Annotated in this window: 14 protein-coding genes; all 14 read right to left on the bottom strand. The window is 48.6% G+C overall.

What is annotated here, in order from left to right:
- Nucleotides 1-678 precede the first annotated feature (678 nt).
- Nucleotides 679-1,833: an ATP-binding protein gene (locus tag Q0X25_RS02190; RefSeq protein ID WP_298578779.1), complete on the bottom strand. Its 1,155-nt coding sequence runs from the start codon at nucleotides 1,831-1,833 to the stop codon at nucleotides 679-681.
- Between the two features lie 136 nt (nucleotides 1,834-1,969).
- Nucleotides 1,970-2,815, bottom strand: coding sequence for a DegV family protein (locus tag Q0X25_RS02185; protein ID WP_298578778.1), 846 nt, complete (start codon nucleotides 2,813-2,815; stop codon nucleotides 1,970-1,972).
- A gap of 182 nt (nucleotides 2,816-2,997) precedes the next feature.
- On the bottom strand, nucleotides 2,998-3,852 hold the full coding sequence (locus Q0X25_RS02180) for an ABC transporter ATP-binding protein (protein ID WP_298578777.1): 855 nt from the start codon (nucleotides 3,850-3,852) through the stop codon (nucleotides 2,998-3,000).
- A complete protein-coding gene (locus Q0X25_RS02175; RefSeq protein WP_298578776.1) occupies nucleotides 3,842-4,660 on the bottom strand; it encodes an ABC transporter permease in 819 nt (272 codons plus the stop codon). The genes Q0X25_RS02180 and Q0X25_RS02175 overlap by 11 nt, the downstream gene beginning before the upstream one ends.
- A gap of 119 nt (nucleotides 4,661-4,779) precedes the next feature.
- On the bottom strand, nucleotides 4,780-5,937 hold the full coding sequence (locus Q0X25_RS02170; RefSeq protein ID WP_298578775.1) for an acyltransferase family protein: 1,158 nt from the start codon (nucleotides 5,935-5,937) through the stop codon (nucleotides 4,780-4,782).
- An 89-nt stretch (nucleotides 5,938-6,026) separates the two neighbouring features.
- Nucleotides 6,027-6,434, bottom strand: a complete 408-nt coding sequence (locus tag Q0X25_RS02165) for a hypothetical protein (RefSeq protein ID WP_298578773.1) — start codon at nucleotides 6,432-6,434, stop codon at nucleotides 6,027-6,029.
- Between the two features lie 78 nt (nucleotides 6,435-6,512).
- Nucleotides 6,513-7,601 (bottom strand): Holliday junction branch migration DNA helicase RuvB, encoded by a 1,089-nt coding sequence (ruvB, locus tag Q0X25_RS02160; protein ID WP_298578772.1) that lies wholly within the window; start codon nucleotides 7,599-7,601, stop codon nucleotides 6,513-6,515.
- 3 nt (nucleotides 7,602-7,604) lie between these two features.
- Nucleotides 7,605-8,237, bottom strand: a complete 633-nt coding sequence (gene ruvA, locus Q0X25_RS02155; protein WP_298578771.1) for a Holliday junction branch migration protein RuvA — start codon at nucleotides 8,235-8,237, stop codon at nucleotides 7,605-7,607.
- Entirely contained in the window at nucleotides 8,234-8,908 is a 675-nt protein-coding gene (ruvC, locus tag Q0X25_RS02150; protein WP_367270376.1) for a crossover junction endodeoxyribonuclease RuvC, read from the bottom strand. Before ruvC ends, ruvA begins: the two co-directional genes overlap by 4 nt.
- A gap of 198 nt (nucleotides 8,909-9,106) precedes the next feature.
- A complete protein-coding gene (locus Q0X25_RS02145) occupies nucleotides 9,107-11,179 on the bottom strand; it encodes a nitrilase-related carbon-nitrogen hydrolase (protein ID WP_298578770.1) in 2,073 nt (690 codons plus the stop codon).
- 19 nt (nucleotides 11,180-11,198) lie between these two features.
- Nucleotides 11,199-11,591, bottom strand: coding sequence for a desulfoferrodoxin family protein (locus Q0X25_RS02140; RefSeq protein ID WP_298578768.1), 393 nt, complete (start codon nucleotides 11,589-11,591; stop codon nucleotides 11,199-11,201).
- A gap of 199 nt (nucleotides 11,592-11,790) precedes the next feature.
- Nucleotides 11,791-15,684, bottom strand: coding sequence for a DNA polymerase III subunit alpha (gene dnaE, locus Q0X25_RS02135; protein WP_298578758.1), 3,894 nt, complete (start codon nucleotides 15,682-15,684; stop codon nucleotides 11,791-11,793).
- Between the two features lie 168 nt (nucleotides 15,685-15,852).
- Nucleotides 15,853-19,461 (bottom strand): UvrD-helicase domain-containing protein, encoded by a 3,609-nt coding sequence (locus Q0X25_RS02130; protein WP_298578757.1) that lies wholly within the window; start codon nucleotides 19,459-19,461, stop codon nucleotides 15,853-15,855.
- A partial coding sequence (locus Q0X25_RS02125; RefSeq protein ID WP_298578756.1) for a PD-(D/E)XK nuclease family protein occupies nucleotides 19,461-21,355 on the bottom strand: 1,895 nt, incomplete at its 5' end. The genes Q0X25_RS02125 and Q0X25_RS02130, both read right to left, overlap by 1 nt.

The following is a 21,355-nucleotide window of genomic DNA, read 5'->3' as shown; positions in this document are numbered from 1 at the left end:
CTCAATTTCTCCAAAGTATCAGGAGTAGGCATCAAACCTGCATTTGCGGTCGTGATGTCGATGACAATGGCACGTTAGGGTTCGCCTTGGTCAGGCTTACCATGGGATTTGCCACATGGGACTTGTCACTAAACAATGGGAGGCTGTAGGTTGCAAGAAGCTTGAGAATATCTGTCAGCAAAGACAAACTATATCCTCGCGTTTGCAGACGCTTTAGATCTTTTTGGAATTTTACGGATGGTCTGATTTTATACATCGAGCAAGTCTCTCATCATATCATCTACGTTGTCATCGATCTTGCCGAGTGTAGGGTCAGCTCTCATCCTCTGCCCATACTCAATGGCATCAATCGTTTCTGCATTCGGTGTCCCATACTCAATGGCATACTGCATATAACGAATCAGATTGCTTTTTACATTCTGGTGATTCTTTACGACAATGCTCTTATAAAAGCGTCATAGGTATCTCTGCCCATGGAAAAAGAGTAAGTTACGGTATTACGGCTAGCAATAAAGTTGCGCTCCTTTGTTTTACCTTATTCTACTTAGTAACTTTACTTAGTAAGATAAAAAAAGAACTCCCTTTATCAAGTGGTTTTCTTCTGCCCCTTGCATATCGTCACCCTACTCAATCTCATGTCGCTATGAGAGTCGATTTTTCATCTGGGTGTGCTGTCCATCATTGTGTGAGCTCATTGCATAGAGGTACCACATTAATACCATTGGCTTGGTATGCATGGTCTATTCTCAGTACGACACTCCTACAGTCTTTTGGTATGCCAAGCTGATCGCCGACTTTTAATAAGTGTCGAGCATACGATGCGTTATACGTTTGAGACGACTTAATCTCAATTGCCTCAAAGCGCTTAGTTGTAAAATCAAGTAAGTCAATTTCGCGCTTTGAATCATCGCGGTAAAAGGATAAGCGTGGTTCTTCTCCTAAATTTATATAACGCTTCAGCCTCTCAGCGATGACCAAGTTTTCAAATATCACACCATGCAAGGAATGAACCGTAAGCTCCTGTACACTGCGAATATTGAGCAGATAACACAGAAGCCCTGTATCAGAAAAATATAATTTAGGGGTTTTTACCAGCCGCTTATTAAGATTTTCTGTAAAAGGACGCAGCAGAAAGATAATCCCACTTGCTTCTAGCATCGAAATCCATGACTGCGCTGTTTTAAAACTAATCTCACAACTGTTAGCAAGGCTCGTGAGGTTAAGTAAGGAGCCTACTCTCAATGCGCACATCTGTATAAATTTTCGGAAAGTAGATACCTTGCGTACATCTAAATAATCTGAAATATCTCGCTGGAGATAGGTGCGCATATACGAAGAGAAATATGTTGATACAGGTATGTCAATATCGTATAAACGGGGATAACCACCTCTGTAAGCGAATTCCTCAGGAGTAAGCAACTTATGTGCAGATAATGCTTCTTTGAAAGAAAGTGGTAACAGAGTAGCTATACCTGCTCTTCCCGCCAAAGATTGCCCAATACGCTTGCTTAATAAAAAATCCTGTGAACCCGAAAGAATATACTGGCCGGTTGTTGCTCGTTCATCAGCTGCAACCTGAATCATCGAAAAAAGATCTGGTGCATATTGTGCTTCATCAATAATCAGATGATCGGGTCGGTTGCGAATAAAGCCGACGGGATCTTCTATAGCTTCTTTTCGAATTTGAAGGTGTTCTAAGTTGATATAGTTGTAGTCGGAAAAAATATTTCTAAGCAAGGTAGACTTGCCGCTTTGTCTTGGTCCTGTAAGTGACACCACATAAAACCATTGGGAAAGTTTAGTTATATATTCAGCAGCATCTCTTTTGATCATAATAATCACCGGAACTATGGAGTAGTGTTTACCATAATCTGGTAGTAGGAATCACCGTAACTATGAAGTAGCTCGGGAAAAAGTGACCGTCTTTAATTCCTGCCCCGTTACAATGTTTGGCACTTTATAACTCTCGTTATTTATTCTCAAAGAAACCTACAGCTATAGCACCAGGACCAGCATGCGTACCGATGGTGCTTCCCATAGAGTGATATATGAGATTATCCACTTTGCCTTCCCATAAATGAGAATTGTCCTCAACATATTTCTTAAGCATGCTGCTCTCAAGTCCTGTATAACCAACTGCAACAGGCATATCAAAATCAATGCCACCACATTTTGCAATCATTTTGGTAAGAAGGTTGTTTGCAGCTTTTGAGCCACGCGCTTTTCCCACAAGACTGACTACGCCATCTTCAGCTGTAATTACTGGTTTGATAGAAAGTAAATTGCCTAAAACTGCAGCTGCCGCTGGAAGACGACCGCCACGACGCACATACTCAAGCGTATCCAGAAGTGCAAGCACCCGAACCCGCTTCACGCGTACCCGCAGATCTTCGACGAGCTGCTCAAACTTAACTCCTTGGTCAACACAACGTAGGGCATATTCAACAAGCACACGCGTGCCAAGCGATGCACTCAGACTGTCAATAACACGAATATTGCTGCCGTAGGGTTGAGCAGCGCTTTCAGCACTTGCATACGTACCCGATAGACGCGATGAAAGAGTAATTGCAATTACCTTTTCACCTCTTTGCGTAGCGCCTAAAAACTCCTGGTCAAAAGCATAAGGAGTCACCTGGCCAGTGGTTGGCATGATGTCTGTTTCGAGCAGCATCTCATAAAAACGTTGATTGCTCAGATCAACATTATCAAGATATATTTCATTGCCAAAGGCAACTGAGAGAGGCAGGACGGTCAGCTGCTCATGATGAAGATCTGAAACGTCGGCCGCAGAATCGCAAATAATACGTATTGACATTGTATTCTCCTCAGTTTGTTTATCTATCCTGCGCTGCATAGCATCTATAGAGCGTGAAACTAGGGTGCGATCTACTCCAATAAAACGTACGCTATCTACTGCGGCTATCCTTTGAGAATGCTTGCCAAGACATACCAAGAGCAGTATTAAAACAATTCTGGAAAGCCCAAACGAAAGCTTAGCTAGTGCTCGTCGTAGTACTGACAAGCACCTTCGATGTCACCTTCAAAGACCGAGGATCCATGCTGCAATACAATACCGCGTGTGCAGAACTGTAACGCCTGCTCGGGAGAGTGGGTTACAAAAAGAACCGTCAGATTATCCTTTGCCATGATATCTTTAACACGTTCCTCGCATTTCTTGCGGAAGCGCTTGTCTCCCACCGAAAGTGCCTCGTCAATTACAAGAATATCAGGGTTAATTGAAGAGGCAAAGGCAAAACCTAAGCGCGCCTTCATACCACTGGAATAGGTACGAATAGGCTGTTCCATATAATCGCCGAGCTCAGAGAACTCATGCATCTGCGGGATAAGTGCTTCTGTCTCATCGCGGGTAAAACCCCACAGTTGACAGCGCATTTCTAGGTTCTCGCGACCCGTAAGATTGCCATCAAAACCAGCTGATAACTCAAGTAAGGCGGAAATACGACCATGAACCTCAATAGTGCCACGGGTGGGATAACACACCCCCGTAATCATCTTGAGTGCGGTGGATTTGCCTGCACCATTTAAGCCAAGCAGCGCGAGAGAATCCCCACGATTGATAGTAAATGAAAGGTTGTCAGTAGCATTGATAACCTTATGCTCAATCCTATTGCTAAAAGTACCCAACAAACGCTGCTTATCATTTTTGTACAGATAGTACGTCTTGTATACGTTGCTAAAGCGAACGGCAATAGGATTATTCTTATCGCTATCCCGAATAACTTTTGCTTCACCCTCGCCTGCCCAACTTACCCGCTCATTTTCTGTAGTAGCAGCTCGCATAGCACGCGCTTTGACAGAAAGTCTTGCCTCAGTTTTTGGCTTAGAGGACATCAGGAACCTCCTTGTGCAGGCGAGCATAGCTATGCAGTGCAAGTATGGTGACCACTACGCAAATAAAGAGATAGCAAATAAACTCATGATGACTGCGCCATATCCATTTATGGAAAATAAAACAATCCCTCATGGCCATGCAACCCCACGCAACTGGATTGAAGTACATGATGATACGACCTATATGCGGAAGCGCTTTGAGGTCAAAAAGAATCCCAGACAACCAGAAGAACGGTGTACTTAAAGTACCAATCAACTTAGAAAAGTCACGTGAAATAGCCGAGAGTGGCGAGAGCCAAATAGACCACATAGTCCAAAAATACATCATAAGTGCAAATATCAGCGGAAGCTGAATGAGATGAATAGTCAACTTAATCTTGAGAATGAGACACATCACGATGGTAAAAAGCATTGTACCTACAAGAACAATCATTTTTGAAAGCGTAAAGAACGTGGAAATGACCGAGAGCGGAAAACGAATGCGATTGACCAAAAATGCATAGCGGTGATACACATCACTTCCTCCTCCGCCAATCATATCGCCCATGAAAAACCAAGGAAAGATGCCTACCGCCATCCATAAAAGAAAAGGCATCTGATTAATAGGTGCTGCTGTGCGCATACCTACTGCAAACGTAAAGTAATACACGCCAATATAGACAGCAGGCTTTACAAATAGCCAAATCCAGCCAAGAGCAGCACCGCGGTAAGTCTTGACCAAATCAATCTTTGCGAGCTCCCAAGTCTGTTTGCGCCAAACCCAGTTATCATGGCACATTTGCAAAAATGTCTTTATGAGAACGAGCACGCCCGCCTCCCCTTCAAGACGACAATATCAGCGGTCTATCATATAACAGTCATGCACAGCAAATGCTTCATTGGTACCTATCTGCATGGTATTGCCAGACCAAAACAGCGCAGGAGACGCTACTCAGCTGGTTTGTGACCTACAAAGAGCTTGCTGACACGGCGCACAACAACTTGACCCACACAGGCATCAAACAAAATGATAGCCAAATAAAAGAACAAACTAAACAAACTGCCTACCACAATGAATGGTATAAGGCCAAAACATAATGCCCACATGAGTATTGTATCGGCAGCAGTATGCCAACCAGCCGAAAAAAGGGCTTGTAGTACATAAAAGCCCAAAGTTCCTGCACTCGCAAAAGCAAGAACACGAGCAAGACGTGGATGCTGAGCTGCGCTATCGACTGGTTGTGCGAGTGCACAGAGCAATGCGGATACCGCCATGACAAAGGCAAAAAGTGAGGTAGAGCGATAAGACAGTGAGTTTACAGAGCCTATACCCCCAAGGCTTCCTGCAATAAATTCAGCAACTACCATCCCAATTAACGCAAGCGCAAAGGCAGGACAGCCATAACGAGAAGTGCCAGGACGTACACGTTGGGCAATCCAGCCACCCACCAAAAAACTCATTCCATAGCTCACAGCACTCATCAGCTTGCGCCAATCAAACACTCCCAGCTCACCTGTACCCTGAGAAAAAAAGGCAATGTAGAGGTTCAGCGCATAAACCGCAATAAGCAGACTAACCAGCAGTTGGTTTTGTTTGTGGAGGCGCCACCAAAACCAAGCAATAAAAGGACACAACACCACCAATGCCAGGTACACCCAAATAAATTGGATACCAAAACTAATCCAATACCAATCATTAAGCTCTGCATTGGTAATTTCGGGTACAAAATGATGTACAAGCAATGCGACAAGCCCATACAGGACAACCGTAGTTAAAATGATAGCAACTCTTCGAGCGGTAATGCGCGCTTGCAGATGCCAATACCCTGGCAATACCGAGGTCTCCGCAGCTCGCGGAAGCAAAAAGAAACCCGAGATCATAATAAAGATGTGATTGCCCCAAGCACCCAATTGATTGATGCTGCCCATAAGCACAAGTGCCTGTATGGACGCGCGACCATTTGGCGCAAGCGCAGTGCCCGCCAAAAAACCATCCCAATGCACCATGGATTCAAACCAAGGCAAAAAACTATGGAAGATCGCAATACAGAGAATGGCTATCACACGGAGAGCCTCAATAGACAAGAGACGTGTATTGGCACGCATCGTTAACGTACGCGCTGCTTCTCCCAAAAAATGAGTGGACAGCTGAGCTCTATTCTGCTGGGAATGGACTTCTATGGAAGCTCGACTGCTCACTGATCAAGCTCCGCTACCAAAGTTGTAAACTCCTCGGGCACCACGTTGATGTCAGCACCAAAGCTCTCAGCAACAGCGCAAGCCTGCGCACGGCGAAATTCAGCCGTATCACTATCCCCCGTACGCTCGTAAATATCAGCTACCCGCATCAGTGCAAAGCTAACATACTCAGCCAAAGACTCACCCAAACCAGAAAGCACCATCATGGTCACAAGAGAATCAGGGCTGAGATTCATGGCAACCGCAGGATCCATGTCCAAAAGGCTTGCAACGTCCTGCTCAACTGAGGCCGCAGCATCGAGGACGCTACGTGGCTCTTTGACAGAGTAAGCTATTCTCAAGGCCTTTGAGATAGACTCAACAAACTGCGAAATAAGTTCCAGCAGATAATCTCGCTGCAGCATGAATACTCCTCGCAATAACTCATCAGTGGTTCATCGAAAACAGCTTGAACTCAACAAGCGTAGATAAACATCCCTATTCTAGCCTTGCGAAGGCAAGGTCACTCCGAGGTGCTCAAAGGCAACAACTGTAGCCTGACGCCCCTGAGGTGTACGGATGATTAAGCCTCTCTGCAACAAATAAGGTTCGTAGACATCCTCAAGAGTGGAAGGATCCTCGCCAACTGCCGAAGCAATAGTAGTAAGTCCCACGGGACGTCCTCGGAATGTCTTTGTAAGAGCCTCAAGAATTTTGGTATCCATCCAGTCAAGACCAAGCTCATCTATCTCAAAGAAAGATAGAGCCTCCGCTGCGACTTTCCAGTCTATGTCTCCACCAGCGCGTACCTGAGCATAGTCACGCACACGTTTGAGCAGGCGATTTGCGAGACGTGGCGTCCCACGACTACGACTTGCAATCTCGCGAGCGCCCTGCTCGTCAATCTCAACTCCCAAGATGTGTGCCGAACGCGCGACAATCGAGGCTAGTTCATCAACGTTGTAATAATCGAGACGGTAACTGATACCAAAGCGGTCACGCAAAGGACCTGTCAAAAGACCAGTGCGCGTAGTAGCGCCAATGAGCGTAAATTTAGGCAGGTCAAGACGAATCGAACGAGCAGCAGGTCCTTTGCCAATCACGATATCTAGGCAAAAGTCCTCCATCGCAGGATAGAGCACTTCTTCTACTTGACGGTTTAATCGATGAATCTCGTCCACGAAGAGCACATCTCCGGGTTCGAGGTTGGTAAGAATCGCCGCAAGATCACCGGTACGCGCAATAGCAGGACCAGAGGTAGTGCGGAGTTTTGCTCCCATCTCATTTGCGACAACACCAGCAAGAGTTGTCTTACCCAAGCCTGGAGGACCCGAAAAAATCACGTGATCAAGCGGTTCGTTGCGATCACGCGCTGCTTGGATAAGCACGCGAAGGTTAGTACGCACACGCTCCTGACCAAGATAATCTTCTAGAGTCTGAGGACGCAGACTATGCTCCACATCAAGATCTTCAGCAGTAAGCTCAGTACTCACGCTACGCGAAGTACCCATACTTTCCATGCCAAAAGGAGCGGCGTTGCTCTGGGCATTGTCCGCAAAGAGGTCATCAGCATCTGCTTCCCATACTGCCATGGTCTACACTCCCCTCCCCAAACGCTTGAGAGCATATGCAAGTGCTGCTTCCACCGAAGAGGTGGCGCTGTCGCAGCCATCAAGGGCGAGTTCGGCCTCCTGAGGCGTAAAGCCCATGGAAAGCAAGGCTTCACTTGCTTCGGTTTTGACATCGCATATAGCCGAAGGAGACGATAGTTGATTATTTGTTGTTGCAGATGCAAGACCTACCAAGCTACGAAGCTCCGCATCTTTGGCAAAAACATCCTGCAACTCTACCAGTAGTCTTTGAGCCTTCTTTTTGCCCACGCCAGGCACCGTAGCTGCACGATTGGCATTCTGAGTTGCAACAACCGTTGCAAGGGTCGCAGGAGTAAAGGTTGAAAGCACCGAAAGAGCGAGTTTGGGGCCCACGCCCGAAATCGCCACCAAACGATCAAACAGCGAACGCTCTTGGCGATTGGCAAAACCATAGAGCTCCATCGCATCCTCACGTACCACCATGCGTGTCAACAACGTAACGCCAGCTTCGCCTACCGCAGGGAGTGCTGCGGCCGTATGCGCCGAAATGCCCAGCTCATAGCCGACACCTGCCACTTCAAGAATTGCATGCGTTGGCAAAACCTCTATGAGGGTACCTGTGAGCTGAACAATCATGAGCTAGCCTTCCTCGATGTGTGTACGCCATCTCGAGTGGAAATACGACTTGTCCTGCTACTGGGCAGCTGCCCTGCCTGAATGCGAGAAGCAGTTGCCGACGCAGTAACCTCGCGTGCCTCTGCTGCTGCCTGATCTCGACTGGCAATTTCTGCTTCGCGAAGAGCATCAACTGCTGCCATGCGACGCGTTGCACGCTGGGTGCGTACCAACAGGGCATGGCAAACTGCCGCAGCAAGCGCATCTGCTGCATGGTCGGGATGCGGATCATGGTCAAGTGCCAAAATATTGCGCACCATAAAAATAACCTGATATTTGTCGGCAGTTCCTGTGCCTACCACAGCTTGCTTTATCTGCATGGGGGTATACTCGCCGACTTCAAGGCCTGCTCGAGAACAAGCAACGATTGCTGCTCCTCGAGCTTGAGCTGTAGCAATAGCAGAACGCTCGTTTTCACCAAAGAAAATCTTTTCGATAGCAAGCTGACTGGGGTGATACTGGCTAATTACATCGCTTATCTCGTTAAATATGCTACCCAGGCGATGATCAATAGACTCTGTAGGATGCGTCGTTACGCAGCCATAGGCTCTCGCACGACACGTATTGCCACGAACCTCAATCACACCCCAACCAGTATGGGCAAGACCTGGATCAATGCCAAGCACAATCATGTTTTGCACCGCCTCTTTGCTCGCCTGCCCACACAAATAAGAACACTCGTTCTATCATATCCCAAATGAGGACATACGCAAGACCGAGTCATACTTACCGCGACCGTAAGCACGCTTTACCCCTCGGGTGCATCTAAACATGCACGACGTCAAACCACGCTCACCAATGACGCAGCTAAAAGGGTGGTTGGTAGATGTTTAGTTTTCGGAAAAAGGGCTAAAGCCGTTTCCTGCAAAGCCACCAAAACCCATATGACCCTCAGCGTCGGAGACGATATGTCCGTCGGCGTTGTCGGGATTTACCAAGCCAAAACCCTTCATATAGTCCATGAGATTGGCCATATTTTGCCGATTACTTTCAGGCTTTTTTGAAATATCGACCGATCCAAAGCTGATATCAGCGTTGTGTTCTGCTTGTTTTTGAGGGTCAAATACCGAAATTTGTGCATCATCAAGCAGATCTGAGAGCGCATCTACAAAGGGATTGTTTGCATCGACATCCTGCAGACCTGCCTCAAACGAAGCGGCCAACTCCTGCGCCAAAACAGAGAGCTCTGTGCTATCTGGCAATATTTTTTTACGATCTGTCCTATCGTGCCAAGACAAGCCAAAGGGCCTTCGAGCATCTGCAAGACTGCATGTACTCGCACGCAACACCACGCCTGCATTGCTTCTTGCCAAAGTATGCGCATGAAAAGCAGCTACTGTCGCTTCTATAAGCGCAGACAACCCTTGTGAGCGCTGAATATCAGAGGGCGTACGCTCCCACTCGATATACATGCTTAAGATTAAATCAAGCTGCCGTAATCGATCCTCAAAATCAGTGGCCATATCATCGTATGTATCGCTCTCAAGCAGTTCAGGTAAATCACAAAGAGCAAGCGATATATCCGAGAAGACAGGTGAGCTTGCATTGCGTGCGCGTGCCATCTCTAGCACATCTGTGCGATAGAGGTCGCCCAAAGGAAGTACATCTGCCGCAGCACTCAAACCATCTGCCTCAAGGGCAAGCCACGTTTTGTCACAAGAAGACAACAGTAGAGCATGGAGCTGACGCGCAAGCTGATGAGCTTCTGCTGCAATCACATCGCGCTCAGCAGCAATGGCACCAAGACGCTCGTCAATTCCTGCAGAATCCTGTAGCGAAACCGCGCTTGCTTGGACAAGGCGAGGATTACGTTCATGCAAATTGATATGCAAATTTGCAGCGAGTTGACGCATCGCCAAGACTCTTTGTGCTGCCGAGCGCGGACGGGCAAGCAATCCTCCCCTGCCACCACTACGCAAGGCAGGCGTCCCTTCCAGCGGTGTTGCCAGCAGAGCATGCACATGCATGGGACCCAACGCATCACTCGCAAGGGTAGCCAAAACGGCAGAGCTCAGCGTGCCATCAAGAGTAAGCACCACATCTTGCATACCTTGTGCCACAACAAAATCTTTCAAAGCAAGCGAAAGCGCCTGCCAACAAAAAGCACTCCGGTCATAGGGAACAGGCTTGGGAAGATCTTGCTTTGGACCTTCAGACTGTGGGTCAATCTCAGCTACTAACAGCGCTTCTTCAAATGAAGGAGCTATCGCCACCGCTTGGCCATCAGGCGCTAATACAAAACTACCACCCGTACAAACAGCATCATCAGAGCTACCAAGCGACCCTAGTGTGATAAGCCAAGATTTCGTATCCCGCGCATCTTGGGCATAACGATTATCAGGCAATCCTGCTGCCAACACCGAATTGCTGTCATTTGCAGCATATGTCTGAGAAGAAAAGTAGATGATAGCGTTGATGTCGTCATCCAAGCTCACCAGCTCATCGAGCTTGTCAGCAGTCATTATCAGTGCAAATTTGATACCCGCCATATCAAAGGTAGGAATACTGGTTTCACTGCTCAAAAGCTCTACGCCATCGGCCATAGCTGCCATGACATCACCGCCCACAGAGCGTGTCAAATTTGTCAGGCGCAGGGGTATGACCTCGCCATTTGCAATTAAGAAGATCTCTTCTACAGACTCATAAGCTGAAAGTGAAGCCAAGGGCAAGAGACAAGGACAGGCGAGCTTATCGACAAGACTTGACAACATATCTGACAAATCGATAAGTAGACCCTCTTGGTCTACGTAGGGTACAGGACACATACCCACAAGCGTAGACAAGGGGAAGATAAGCAGCTCTACACCCTGTCGGGCAGCCTGCTCACTATATGCAATAATGCGCTCGCCCGTGCGAGAGAAATCTCCCGCACGGGCGCTAAGTTGCGCGATACCAATCTTCACGCGTAACACCTAACTGAGCTTAGAGCTCAACTTCAGCTTTCCACAAACCATGAAGGTTGCAATAAGCATAAACGGTAGCACCCTTAGCGCAGCACTTGCCAAACTGAGCCTCAGGCTTGTCACCGGGCTTGAGATAACGAACAAAGAGTTTATCCTCAGCAGCAAGGGCAATCCACTCGATGTAATGTTCCTCAAGAGAAGGATGCTCAACAGCGCCAACCTTGACAAGGACATGCTTGCCATCTTCGGCCTCAACAATCACAGGCACATGCTTCTCAGCAGCAGCGTCAACTGAATCAGCTACAAGAATCTCCATGGGCTCGCCACAGCAAGAAGGATCACAGCTGCCCTTCTTGAGCAAAGCAACCATAGTGCCACACGTATTGCAATGATAAAAAGTAGGCTCGGCCATAACTTTTCCTCTCTCTTTACGGCGCCTCATCGCGTCGTATCTCTATTGTGGCACATCCCCAATAAATAACACAGGCATTCGCAAATTAACGTAAGTCCAACGAGTCATACGCGCCCATCAACATGTATCGCTTTGATACGCGCCGCACAAAATGGACATGCAGGTTTTGCTTCGATACGACACGTAACGCACAGCACGCCTAGACAAAAACAATGCTCCCTTCGGGATCAACGAGGTCCTTGAGTTCTGCCATCAGCATCATGTTGCGCGCATCCACCGTCGTGGGCAGCTCCATGCGCAACGTGTTGCCCGAACTTTCTTGGACAAGCAGCTCCACGCGATCAAGGCCCGCATAGCGAGACAAAATGTCATGTAGTCTCTGCATACGGTCGTAACTCAGAACGCTCGGTGTCATGTGCAGCTCAATGACCTTGGGACGGTTTGATGACGTGCTGAGCTCTAGCCCCTCAATAGAGCTACAGATAATTTGATCGCCACGATCTGAGCGTTCAAGCTTGCCCGAGATTTTGACAAAGACATCGTTTGCGGATCCGCCTATCTCAGCATCAACTTCACCTGCAAGGATGGCAGCCGATTTCTTGTACAGCTTGGGGAAGACGACCACCGTAATTTCGCCTTCCATATCTTCTAAGGTCACAATCGCCATGGGGTCACCGTTTTTGGTGGTCTTCTTTTGCACAGAGGTCACCATACCAGCAAGGCGGATTTGCTTGTCCTCTGCAACTTTGTGGCGCTCAATCATGCCACCTGTCATGGGATCAGGTACTTCTTCAGTTTCATTGAGCTCGCCGATGGTGTAGTCGCGCACTTTGGAGAGTGCATACTCATATGGACGCAGGGGATGATCCGAGACGTAAAGCCCCAGCACCTCATGCTCGTAGTGAAGCTTGTCGCTACGCTCCCACTCCACCCCATCGGGCAGAGGCGCTTCATCGACAAAACCAGAGCCCTCTACATCGCCAAACATATCAAAAAGACTGCTCTGACCAGCAGCTCTATCCTTTTGACGACGTGCAGCAACATCAAGGATATTTTCTGGATTGTTTTTGTCGACCATAATCATCAGCTGACGACGCGGATAACTCGTAGAGTCAAAGGCGCCACTTTTGATAAGCGCTTCAACAACACGACGATTTGCCGAGGAACCATCAACACGATCAACAAAATCGTTGAGATGTTTGAAAGGTCCGCCTTTCTCACGCTCGGCCATAATGAGCTCAGCTACACCTTCGCCAACACCGCGGATGCCTGCAAAGCCAAAGCGAACACCTGCAGAAGTTGCCGTAAAGTCACGACCTGACTCATTGATATCGGGTGGCAAAATCTGAATACCCTCGTGGCGACAGGCAGTAACGTAGTGAACAATCTTGTCCGTCTTGCCCATGTAGCTGGTGAGCACCGATGCCATAAATTCACGCGGGAAATATGCTTTGAGCCAAGCTGTTTGCATGACAAGAATGGCATAACCTGCAGAATGAGATTTATTGAACGCATAGGAAGCAAACTCAAGAACATCGTCCCAGATACGCTGAGCAGTCGCGCGCTCGTAGCCGTTTTCAACAGCACCGTTCATCCAATGGTCATAGGTGGTCTCATCTTTGCCATTATCCCAATGGAACTCGGTACTGGTGAGCAACTTAATTTTCTTTTTTGCCACAGGTTTACGGATGCGGGAGTCGGACTCACCAGCAGAGAAGCCCGACATCTTGACCGAAATCTGCATGACCTGTTCTTGATACACGATTGTGCCGTAGGTCTCGTCCAAAATTTCCGAAAGACGATCGTCGTAAAAGACAATAGGTTCGCGCCCATTCATGCGGTTGATATAGCTGGTAACCATACCAGCTCCTAAGGGACCAGGACGATACAGAGCAATCAATGCAACGATTTGCTTGTATTCTTTGGGCTGCATATTTTTGATGGTAGCTGTCATACCCGCAGACTCTACTTGGAACACTCCCGCCGTAGCGCCCGAACCTAGTAGCTCATAGATCTTGGGGTCGGTAAAAGGAATCTTGTCCACATCGATATCCACACAGGTGGCACCAGGCTTGATGCATCCGCGCACAAGTTCGGGCATACGCTCGATATCAGAGACATGAGGATAACTCGCACGAATGTTGGAGAGGGTTTTTGAAATAACAGTCAAGGTACGCAGACCCAAGAAGTCCATCTTGAGCAGACCCATATCGGCAACTGAGTGACCCTCGTACTGGGTAATCTCAACGCCACCTTTGGTATCGAGTTTGGTAGGCACGTGATCGTTAACGGGTGTCGGCGCAATCAAAACAGCGCACGCATGCACACCTTCACCTCGGGTGAGACCTTCAATGGAAAGGGCTGCATCAATAATGCGATGCGCATCGGCATCCTTCTCGTAAGCCTCGGAAAAGTCAGGTGAAAACTGATCGGGTTTATTTTCATTTTTTTCAAGCGCATTTTGCAAGGCAAGCTTAGGGTCATTGGAAAGCATCTTGGACAGACGCTGACCCTGCCATACAGGAAATCCCAGCACGCGCGCAGCATCATTGATTGCTTGCTTAGCTTTGATAGTTGAGTAGGTAATAACGTGGCAGACACGCTCAGATCCATAAAGTTCACGGACATGCTGGATGACTTCTAGGCGCCGCTCATCATCGAAGTCCATATCAATATCGGGCATTTCGGAGCGCTGAGGCGACAAAAATCTCTCAAACATCAGGCCGTTTTCTAGTGGGTCAAAAGCGGTGATGTTCATTGCATAGGCAACAATAGCGCCAGCTGCACTGCCTCGACCAGGGCCTACGCCAATACCATTGGTTTTGGCCCACATGACATATTCCTGCACAATAAGAAAGTAGTCAGCAAAACCCTTATCGCAAATGATTTTGTACTCGTACTCAAAACGCTCTTGAATATTGATGCCATTAATCTCACGGGTACGCCAGTTGGGTCCATAGTGTTGCTCAAGACCTTTTTCGCATTCGGCGTGGAAACGTTCCTCAGAGGTCTCCCCCTCTGCCAAACCAGGAAACTTAGGCAAGTACATACTTGACCAGTCAAGTTCAAACTGACACTTTTCTGCAATCTCAAGCGTAGCGTCACAGGCTTCAGGAATCCACGAGAAGAGAGCGCGCATCTCTTCTTCGCTCTTCATGTAAAACTCGCTACCCTCCATATGTAGACGGCCAGGATCATCAATATGGCTAGCAGTACCAATACAGCTCATGATGTCTTGAGTCGGCGCATCCTCACGGGTAAGGTAGTGGAAGTCGTTGGTAGCAACCACTTTGATGCCGAGCTTTTGTGCCAGCGCAACGAGACGCTCATCAAGTGTACGGTCGGTCCATCCACCACGGAAATTGAGACCGTGATCTTGAATCTCAATATAGAAGTCATCACCAAAAATGCATTGATATTCGCGAGCCCACCGCTCTGCTTCATCAATATTTCCATCGATAATATGTTGAGGAATGATGCCTTGTACACAGGCAGACTGGCAGATGATGCCCTCGTGATATTTTTTGAGCATGCCCAAGGTAGTACGGGGCTTGTAATACATCATCTCATTGGCAGCCTGGGACATCATCTTCATCAGATTGACGTAGCCTGTCTCGTTTTTTGCCAGCAAAATAAGGTGATAACGTTTTTGATTGGGTTTGTGCTCAATTTGGTCATCCGTGATGAAGTACGCTTCACAACCAAAGATGGGCTTGACCACGGGCGTAGGCCGGTTTGCTTCAACAGCGCTCAGGTCGCCACCCGTAGACTCCCAGATAGCAACATCGCTTTCCCATTGCGCATGCACACGATCATGAGGTGCAGCATCCCATGCATCGGGCTCAGGTTCGTCGAGCTTCCAAGATTTTTTGAAACACTCAACATCGTGTTTCCATTGCTTCATATCCGCAGCAGCATCGTTGTACTTGCGGCATTCAAGATCAAGGTTGGGCACGCCAAACATATACCCGTGATCGGTCAGAGACACGGCAGGCATCCCTAGGTCAACGGCACGTTTGACCATATCGGGTATGCGCGTGGCTCCATCAAGTACCGAAAAGTCAGAGTGGCTATGTAAGTGTACAAAGGCCATACGTGTACTCTCCCTTGTGCGCGGAATGGACAAGACGCACTAAAAAAACTTCGCGCGCCTACGCATGCCACAAGACACCTGTCCTATCCGCATCTCTCATTGTCTTTGTTTTCTGCTCTCAATTCTAACGTAGCAAACGGACATCACTGAGAGCTAACAATCTCTTCTCTATGCATGAAAATCGTAGCGTACAACATGCGGCTGGCCTGTTTTGTCATCTCCCAAAAGCTCACCTGCGTCAAGTTCGACACAGACAAAAGCACAGGTCACCGCCGTAAATCCTTGATTTATGAGCACGCTGGCATAGAGGCGCGCTTGGGTTTTGTGATGTTCATAAATTTCAGCAGGCGTAAGGTTTTTATCACCAGTTTTATAGTCAACAAGCAGTGCTTCTGTGGAGCCAGGGTTGGTACAAAGCAGGTCAATGGCACCTTCAATATAGTCACCAAAACGCTCAGTACCCTTGGGTGCTGGCGCAAAAAAGGGCAACTCCGCGTGGAGATTTTTGTACTGCAATGCCTCGACGCGGATATCTGAGCGGGTCCAGCGCTGTAAGGCAGTCTGGAGACGCAATTTAGCACGACTCGACAGATGCCAATAGATAGACATGTACTCTATGTGCTCATCCGAAGGAACACGTCCTGTCTCAATCATAGTCTGAGCAAGCTCATGAAAAGCAGAACCTAAATTGGTCGCACGATCGGCATCGGCATATTCGCTGGCCTCATCTTCCTCACTGAGCTGCGGCACTCGAGGCTTTGTTGGAGCCTTATCGTTATGCGCTAACGCTTCATCATCAAGTACAGCCTTCATCGATGAAAAACTAAAAACTCCTTGACGGGGGCGCCACGTACTCAGCTGCACTGCAATTTCAGTCTCGCGTTGATACAGTACAAAATCACTATCTGGCATGCCATTGCCTTGCATGCTCGTGTCAGCAGCACCCGTCCCGAGCACCAGCAAATCCTGGGGAACAGGAGCAGTGAGCTCTGTGTCAAAGCCCTCTATACTGCCCGCTGCTGACAGCTCAAGTACCACAGGATCGCCTTTGGGAACCTTTTGTTGGCGGACCTCCACTACGCGAAGCAATCCATCAGCACTTCCCCCATAGCTAAGGCTCTGCTCACCTATTGCAGGCATATCAGAACCAACAAGTGCCTGCATAGTTCCAGCAGCAAGCGTCGAACTTATACCTGCTTTGCTAGAAGCACAACTTATTCCTAAGACAACTGCTTCTTGTGCACGAGTCAACGCAACGTAGAGCAAGCGTGCCTTCTCTTCTTTGCTCCGCTCGTCTTCAAGCTGCTTAAGTGCTAAATAGGTCTCTACAATCGTCGCACTTTCTGAGCCTTTCCAACTGCTACGGTTATCCGTTTGCACCTTTGCGACTAAATTTGAGCAATCTTTGGGACAAATCACGCAGGCTTGTACGTTTTGAGAAGAAGTATTTGATGAGCTATCAGTGACACTCAAACTGCCTGCAAGAATGCTCGTATCGCTACGGGGATTTGACCAGCACTCGGCTACTGCCACAACAGGAAACTCAAGGCCCTTAGAGGCATGAATGGTCATGACCTGAATGGTACCTGCCTTCCCTCCTGCAAAAGATGCGGGAGGAATTTTTGCAAGATTGAGCCAGCGATTAAATTCCGCTGCAGCTCGGGCAGGCCCCAGTCCCAGCTCCTCGGTGAGATCACGAATATAGCGCACGGCGGCTAAAACATTTGCAGCACGTGCCATGCCTTGAGCACCTTGGTGAGAAAGACGAGCAAGCCAGCCAGAATCGCGTACCACCTGTAGGCAGACATCGGCAACTGGCTTGTGTGCCAAATCCGCAAGCGCTTGACTAAGCACCGCATGAGCTGCCTTGAGACGCTCAGAAGTTTGCACGCTTCCAAAAAACTTCATATCCTCAAGACCACGGTCAATCTGTCGCTTTGTAGGAGCATCTAGTTTTTCTTGAGGGCGTGTGCCCAGCATGCAGAAATCATCTGCATCCAGGGCAAAGACTTCACTGGAGAGCAGAGGAAATAGGCCCGACTGAGTATCTCCAGGATTTGCCAAGGTATAGAGCAGGGCGCACATAACCTGAACCTCGGAAGTCGAGTTAAAGCTAGAACCTCCAGTCACCACACACTCAAGTCCACGAGCCCGCAGGGCATCGATATAGTTTGCCGCATGAGAGCTTGTTCCCAAAAGCAGAGCCATATCCCCTGCACTTGTACCTGCCGCAGTGTACTGTGCTAGTCGATCTGCAATCTGAGCAGCAAGAGTTGCTGCCTGAAATTGTGTTGTTCGTCCTGATTGACCAGGACCTGTAACTGCTTCGATAGCTACACGCGGAAGAGATTGCGTCGCATACGTATCTTCTCGCTTATCCCAAGCATCAAGATGCATATAGCCACCCAGGACGCCACCTGCAAGCGTGCCATCTATCGTGGGCGCACCCCCGCAAATACGCTCTACAAGATTAAGAATATCTGCATGGCTGCGATAGTTTGTCTGCAGCCGTACATGCGAATCTGTTGGGAGCGCAGCCCCATGTTTGAAAAACACCTCAACATCTGCTCCGCGGAAACGATAAATCGACTGCTGAGCATCACCTACCGTACAGAGGTGCTCAGCATCCTTGCCAGCAAGCATGCCGATAAGTTCTAATTGAGTCTCATCGGTATCCTGAAACTCATCAACCATGACGAGGCGAAAACGCTGTGCATAGTCAGCCGCCACTTCGGGGTGCTTGCGTACTGCCTGTAAAGCCATATGGATAAGGTCGTCATTGTCCAGTAGCGACTGCTCATGCTTGAGACTTGTATAGCGCTCATCTACTTGACGCGCTAGTTGCAAAATTGCACTGCCAAATCTGCCAGCCTGAACAAAGGCAAACTCTGCGCGCGCAAGTGCCAAAGCAGACACAACATCTGGCTGAATATCAGCAATAGTTTTGCTTGAGCGTGGTACCGAAACACTCGTTAGCGCCACTTCGATTTCGTCGAGTGTTGAGCGCGTGGAGCCCTCAAGTACCAGCCCATGCAGAGCTTCAAGCGATGCCTGAACGGTCTGTACCGCCTTTGGTGTAAGCGTACGAGACTCCAACTCTTCAAAAGCTGTGAGTAAGCGTACCACCGAGCAATATATTGTTTTGGCACCCTCTCCACCCACAAGCACGAGGTCATCAAAACCATGGGGGCAACGACGAGCGGCAGCAATCATGCTGGTAACAAGATCAAGAACCCCGCTTGCACGACCTCCGTCAAATATGCGCCCATAGCCATAAAAAGAAAAAAGTTCAGAAAACTCGCCTCGACGATAGGCACCTCCCACAACCTCTTCGAGTGCGCTGCCTTTGAGTTCGTCAGCCTGGTTTTCCGTGCATTGGCTAAAGTTTGGATCAATTCCCAAATCCAGCGCATGCTGATGCAAAATACGCGAACACATGCTATGAATAGTTGAAATCCAAGCACCATCAACGGCAAGCGCTGCTTCGCGCATATGTGGATCGTATGCTCCAGCGGCTCGTAGAGTTTTGCGCATGCGCTCACGAATTTCTCGTGCAGCAGCCTCGGTAAAAGTAATAACAAGTACCTGATCGAGACTGTCTAAATATGCTTTACCACATGCACCAGAACCAGGACTGAGTGCCCAAGCAATGCGCTGGGTCAGGGTAAACGTCTTGCCTGAGCCTGCTCCTGCCTCAACAAAAAGCGGACGCTCAAGCGTTTGAGCAATGGTGAGTTGGTCATCATTGAGTCCTGCAAGAAACTCCAATTCAGCCATTATGAGCGCCTCTTTTCACAATTCAGCACAGGACACCACTGACATGAAATTTCATCGAGTGGGTTTGCCTCAATTACTCCTGCGCGAAGTTCTGCAATACGTGGTGCAATAGCTTCCTCACAAGCATCAAGCAACCCATCAAGACCCGTATCTCCATCCCAGTCGCTACCTGCCGTTTTTGCCTGCTCACGACGACCAAAGTCGTCAGTAGGATCCACGCACGCAGCAGCCACGCGAGCCTTTGAGAGGCCTTGCCCATAGATGCGTTCTGCTTGATTGGCATCCACTGCCCCTGCCAAAGCATGCTCATCGCGGGTACAGAGATACACTGCCCCAACCACACGCAGCTCAGGATGGGCGCGACGCACTACCTGCGCATATATCAACGCTTGCACGCGCCTCAGCTCTTTGAGCGTATCGCCTAAATCGTGAGGTTTTTTGGCAAAGGCGTCGTATTCTTTGGTAAAACCGTTTACCCCTTTGTGTTTATAGTCAATAACCACTGCCAAGCCATGCGCATCTACATCCACACGATCAATAGTACCTACCAAGCGCGCCCCGGCATACTCAATAAGCTCATCACCACGCCCAAAGCTCCACTCAAATTGCTTGGGCTCATAACCCAAAAACAAAGTTGATTCATAGTCAAGCAAGGAGTGAAGATCCTCACTGAGGCGATCAAGTTGTGCGCGTTCACGCGGTCCATGTGGAATCAATGCCTGTTGCTCAACCGTATTGCCACCGCGCAACAGGTATTGGTGGCGATAATGCTCAGCACACACTTCGTCAAGCAATTCATGGGCACACTGCAAGCCTCCTGTTGTATGGACGCTGACTCCTTCCTCAGAAAGCCGTCCATGTGTCAACTCAAGTACGCGATGGGCAAAAGTTCCCATTTCCGCAGGTCCAAAACCTGCATCCGCATCAGATAGACGCAACCTTCGAAGGCTAAACCACTTATAAGGACACTCAAGATAGGTTTCTATCTGCGATGCTGATAATAATGGCAGCTCATGAGGAGTCAACATTCGTCCCTCATTTGGCACAATCACAAAAGGCGTGAGTGCGGGCGAAATCTTACCCGCAGGGGCTGGAGTATCAATTGCTCTCTGATGGGGATTTTCTCCCGACCAAGCAAGGTTTTGTTGTATCTCGGTCTCAAAACGTTCTCCTACGAGCTGATTGCCAAAGACTTTCTTTGCAGACTCGAGGAATTTCTCTGGCTTATCGGACCCTTCAACCCCATAACAGCTAAGCAGTTCTACCAACATTACGGCAGAATAGGCATCCTTCCCATCTGCTGTTTTTAAGCACCGCTCAAGCAGCAACTGCTTGCGTGGCAGTGCTACCAATGCAGCAAATTGTGCACGCGCGTAAGCAATAGGATCTGGTGCTTCTTCTATATGTAGGCGTTCTGCAAGTGAGGCTGCAAGGGAGGGATCGCGCGGAATACTTGTTTCGACAGAAGTAAGACCGCAAAGTACTAAGGCATCAGTAGAAGATGCTGGAAGACAAGCAGCCGCAGTCGGAGACAAAATATGCACGAGACAAGGGGAACTTTTGTCTTGCACATCGGCGGTCTGCTCTGTTATAGCCTCCTCATTCCAACGCAAAATGACTTGATTCGACAAGAGTAGTTGCTGAAGTAGACTTCCATATTCGTCCAGAGAAATTGCTGCGGGCTTAGCTTGCGCTGTTACCACACCCAGCTCTTCTAGGCACATTGCAGCTGACATCAATGCAGCTACAACGGCCTTTTGCTCGGAGATGCTTTTTTTGAAAGCGCGCTTAGGACTTGTTGTCGCTTTGCGAGTGACCTCGATGCCCTCCAGCAGGTGCGCTGCAGCAACTTTAGTACGACCTCTGAGCAATTCACGAGTAGCAAGTGCTGTTG

This window comes from uncultured Olegusella sp., from assembly GCF_947253395.1.
Classification (GTDB): domain Bacteria; phylum Actinomycetota; class Coriobacteriia; order Coriobacteriales; family Atopobiaceae; genus Olegusella.
This window is presented reverse-complemented; position numbering and strand designations above follow the sequence as displayed.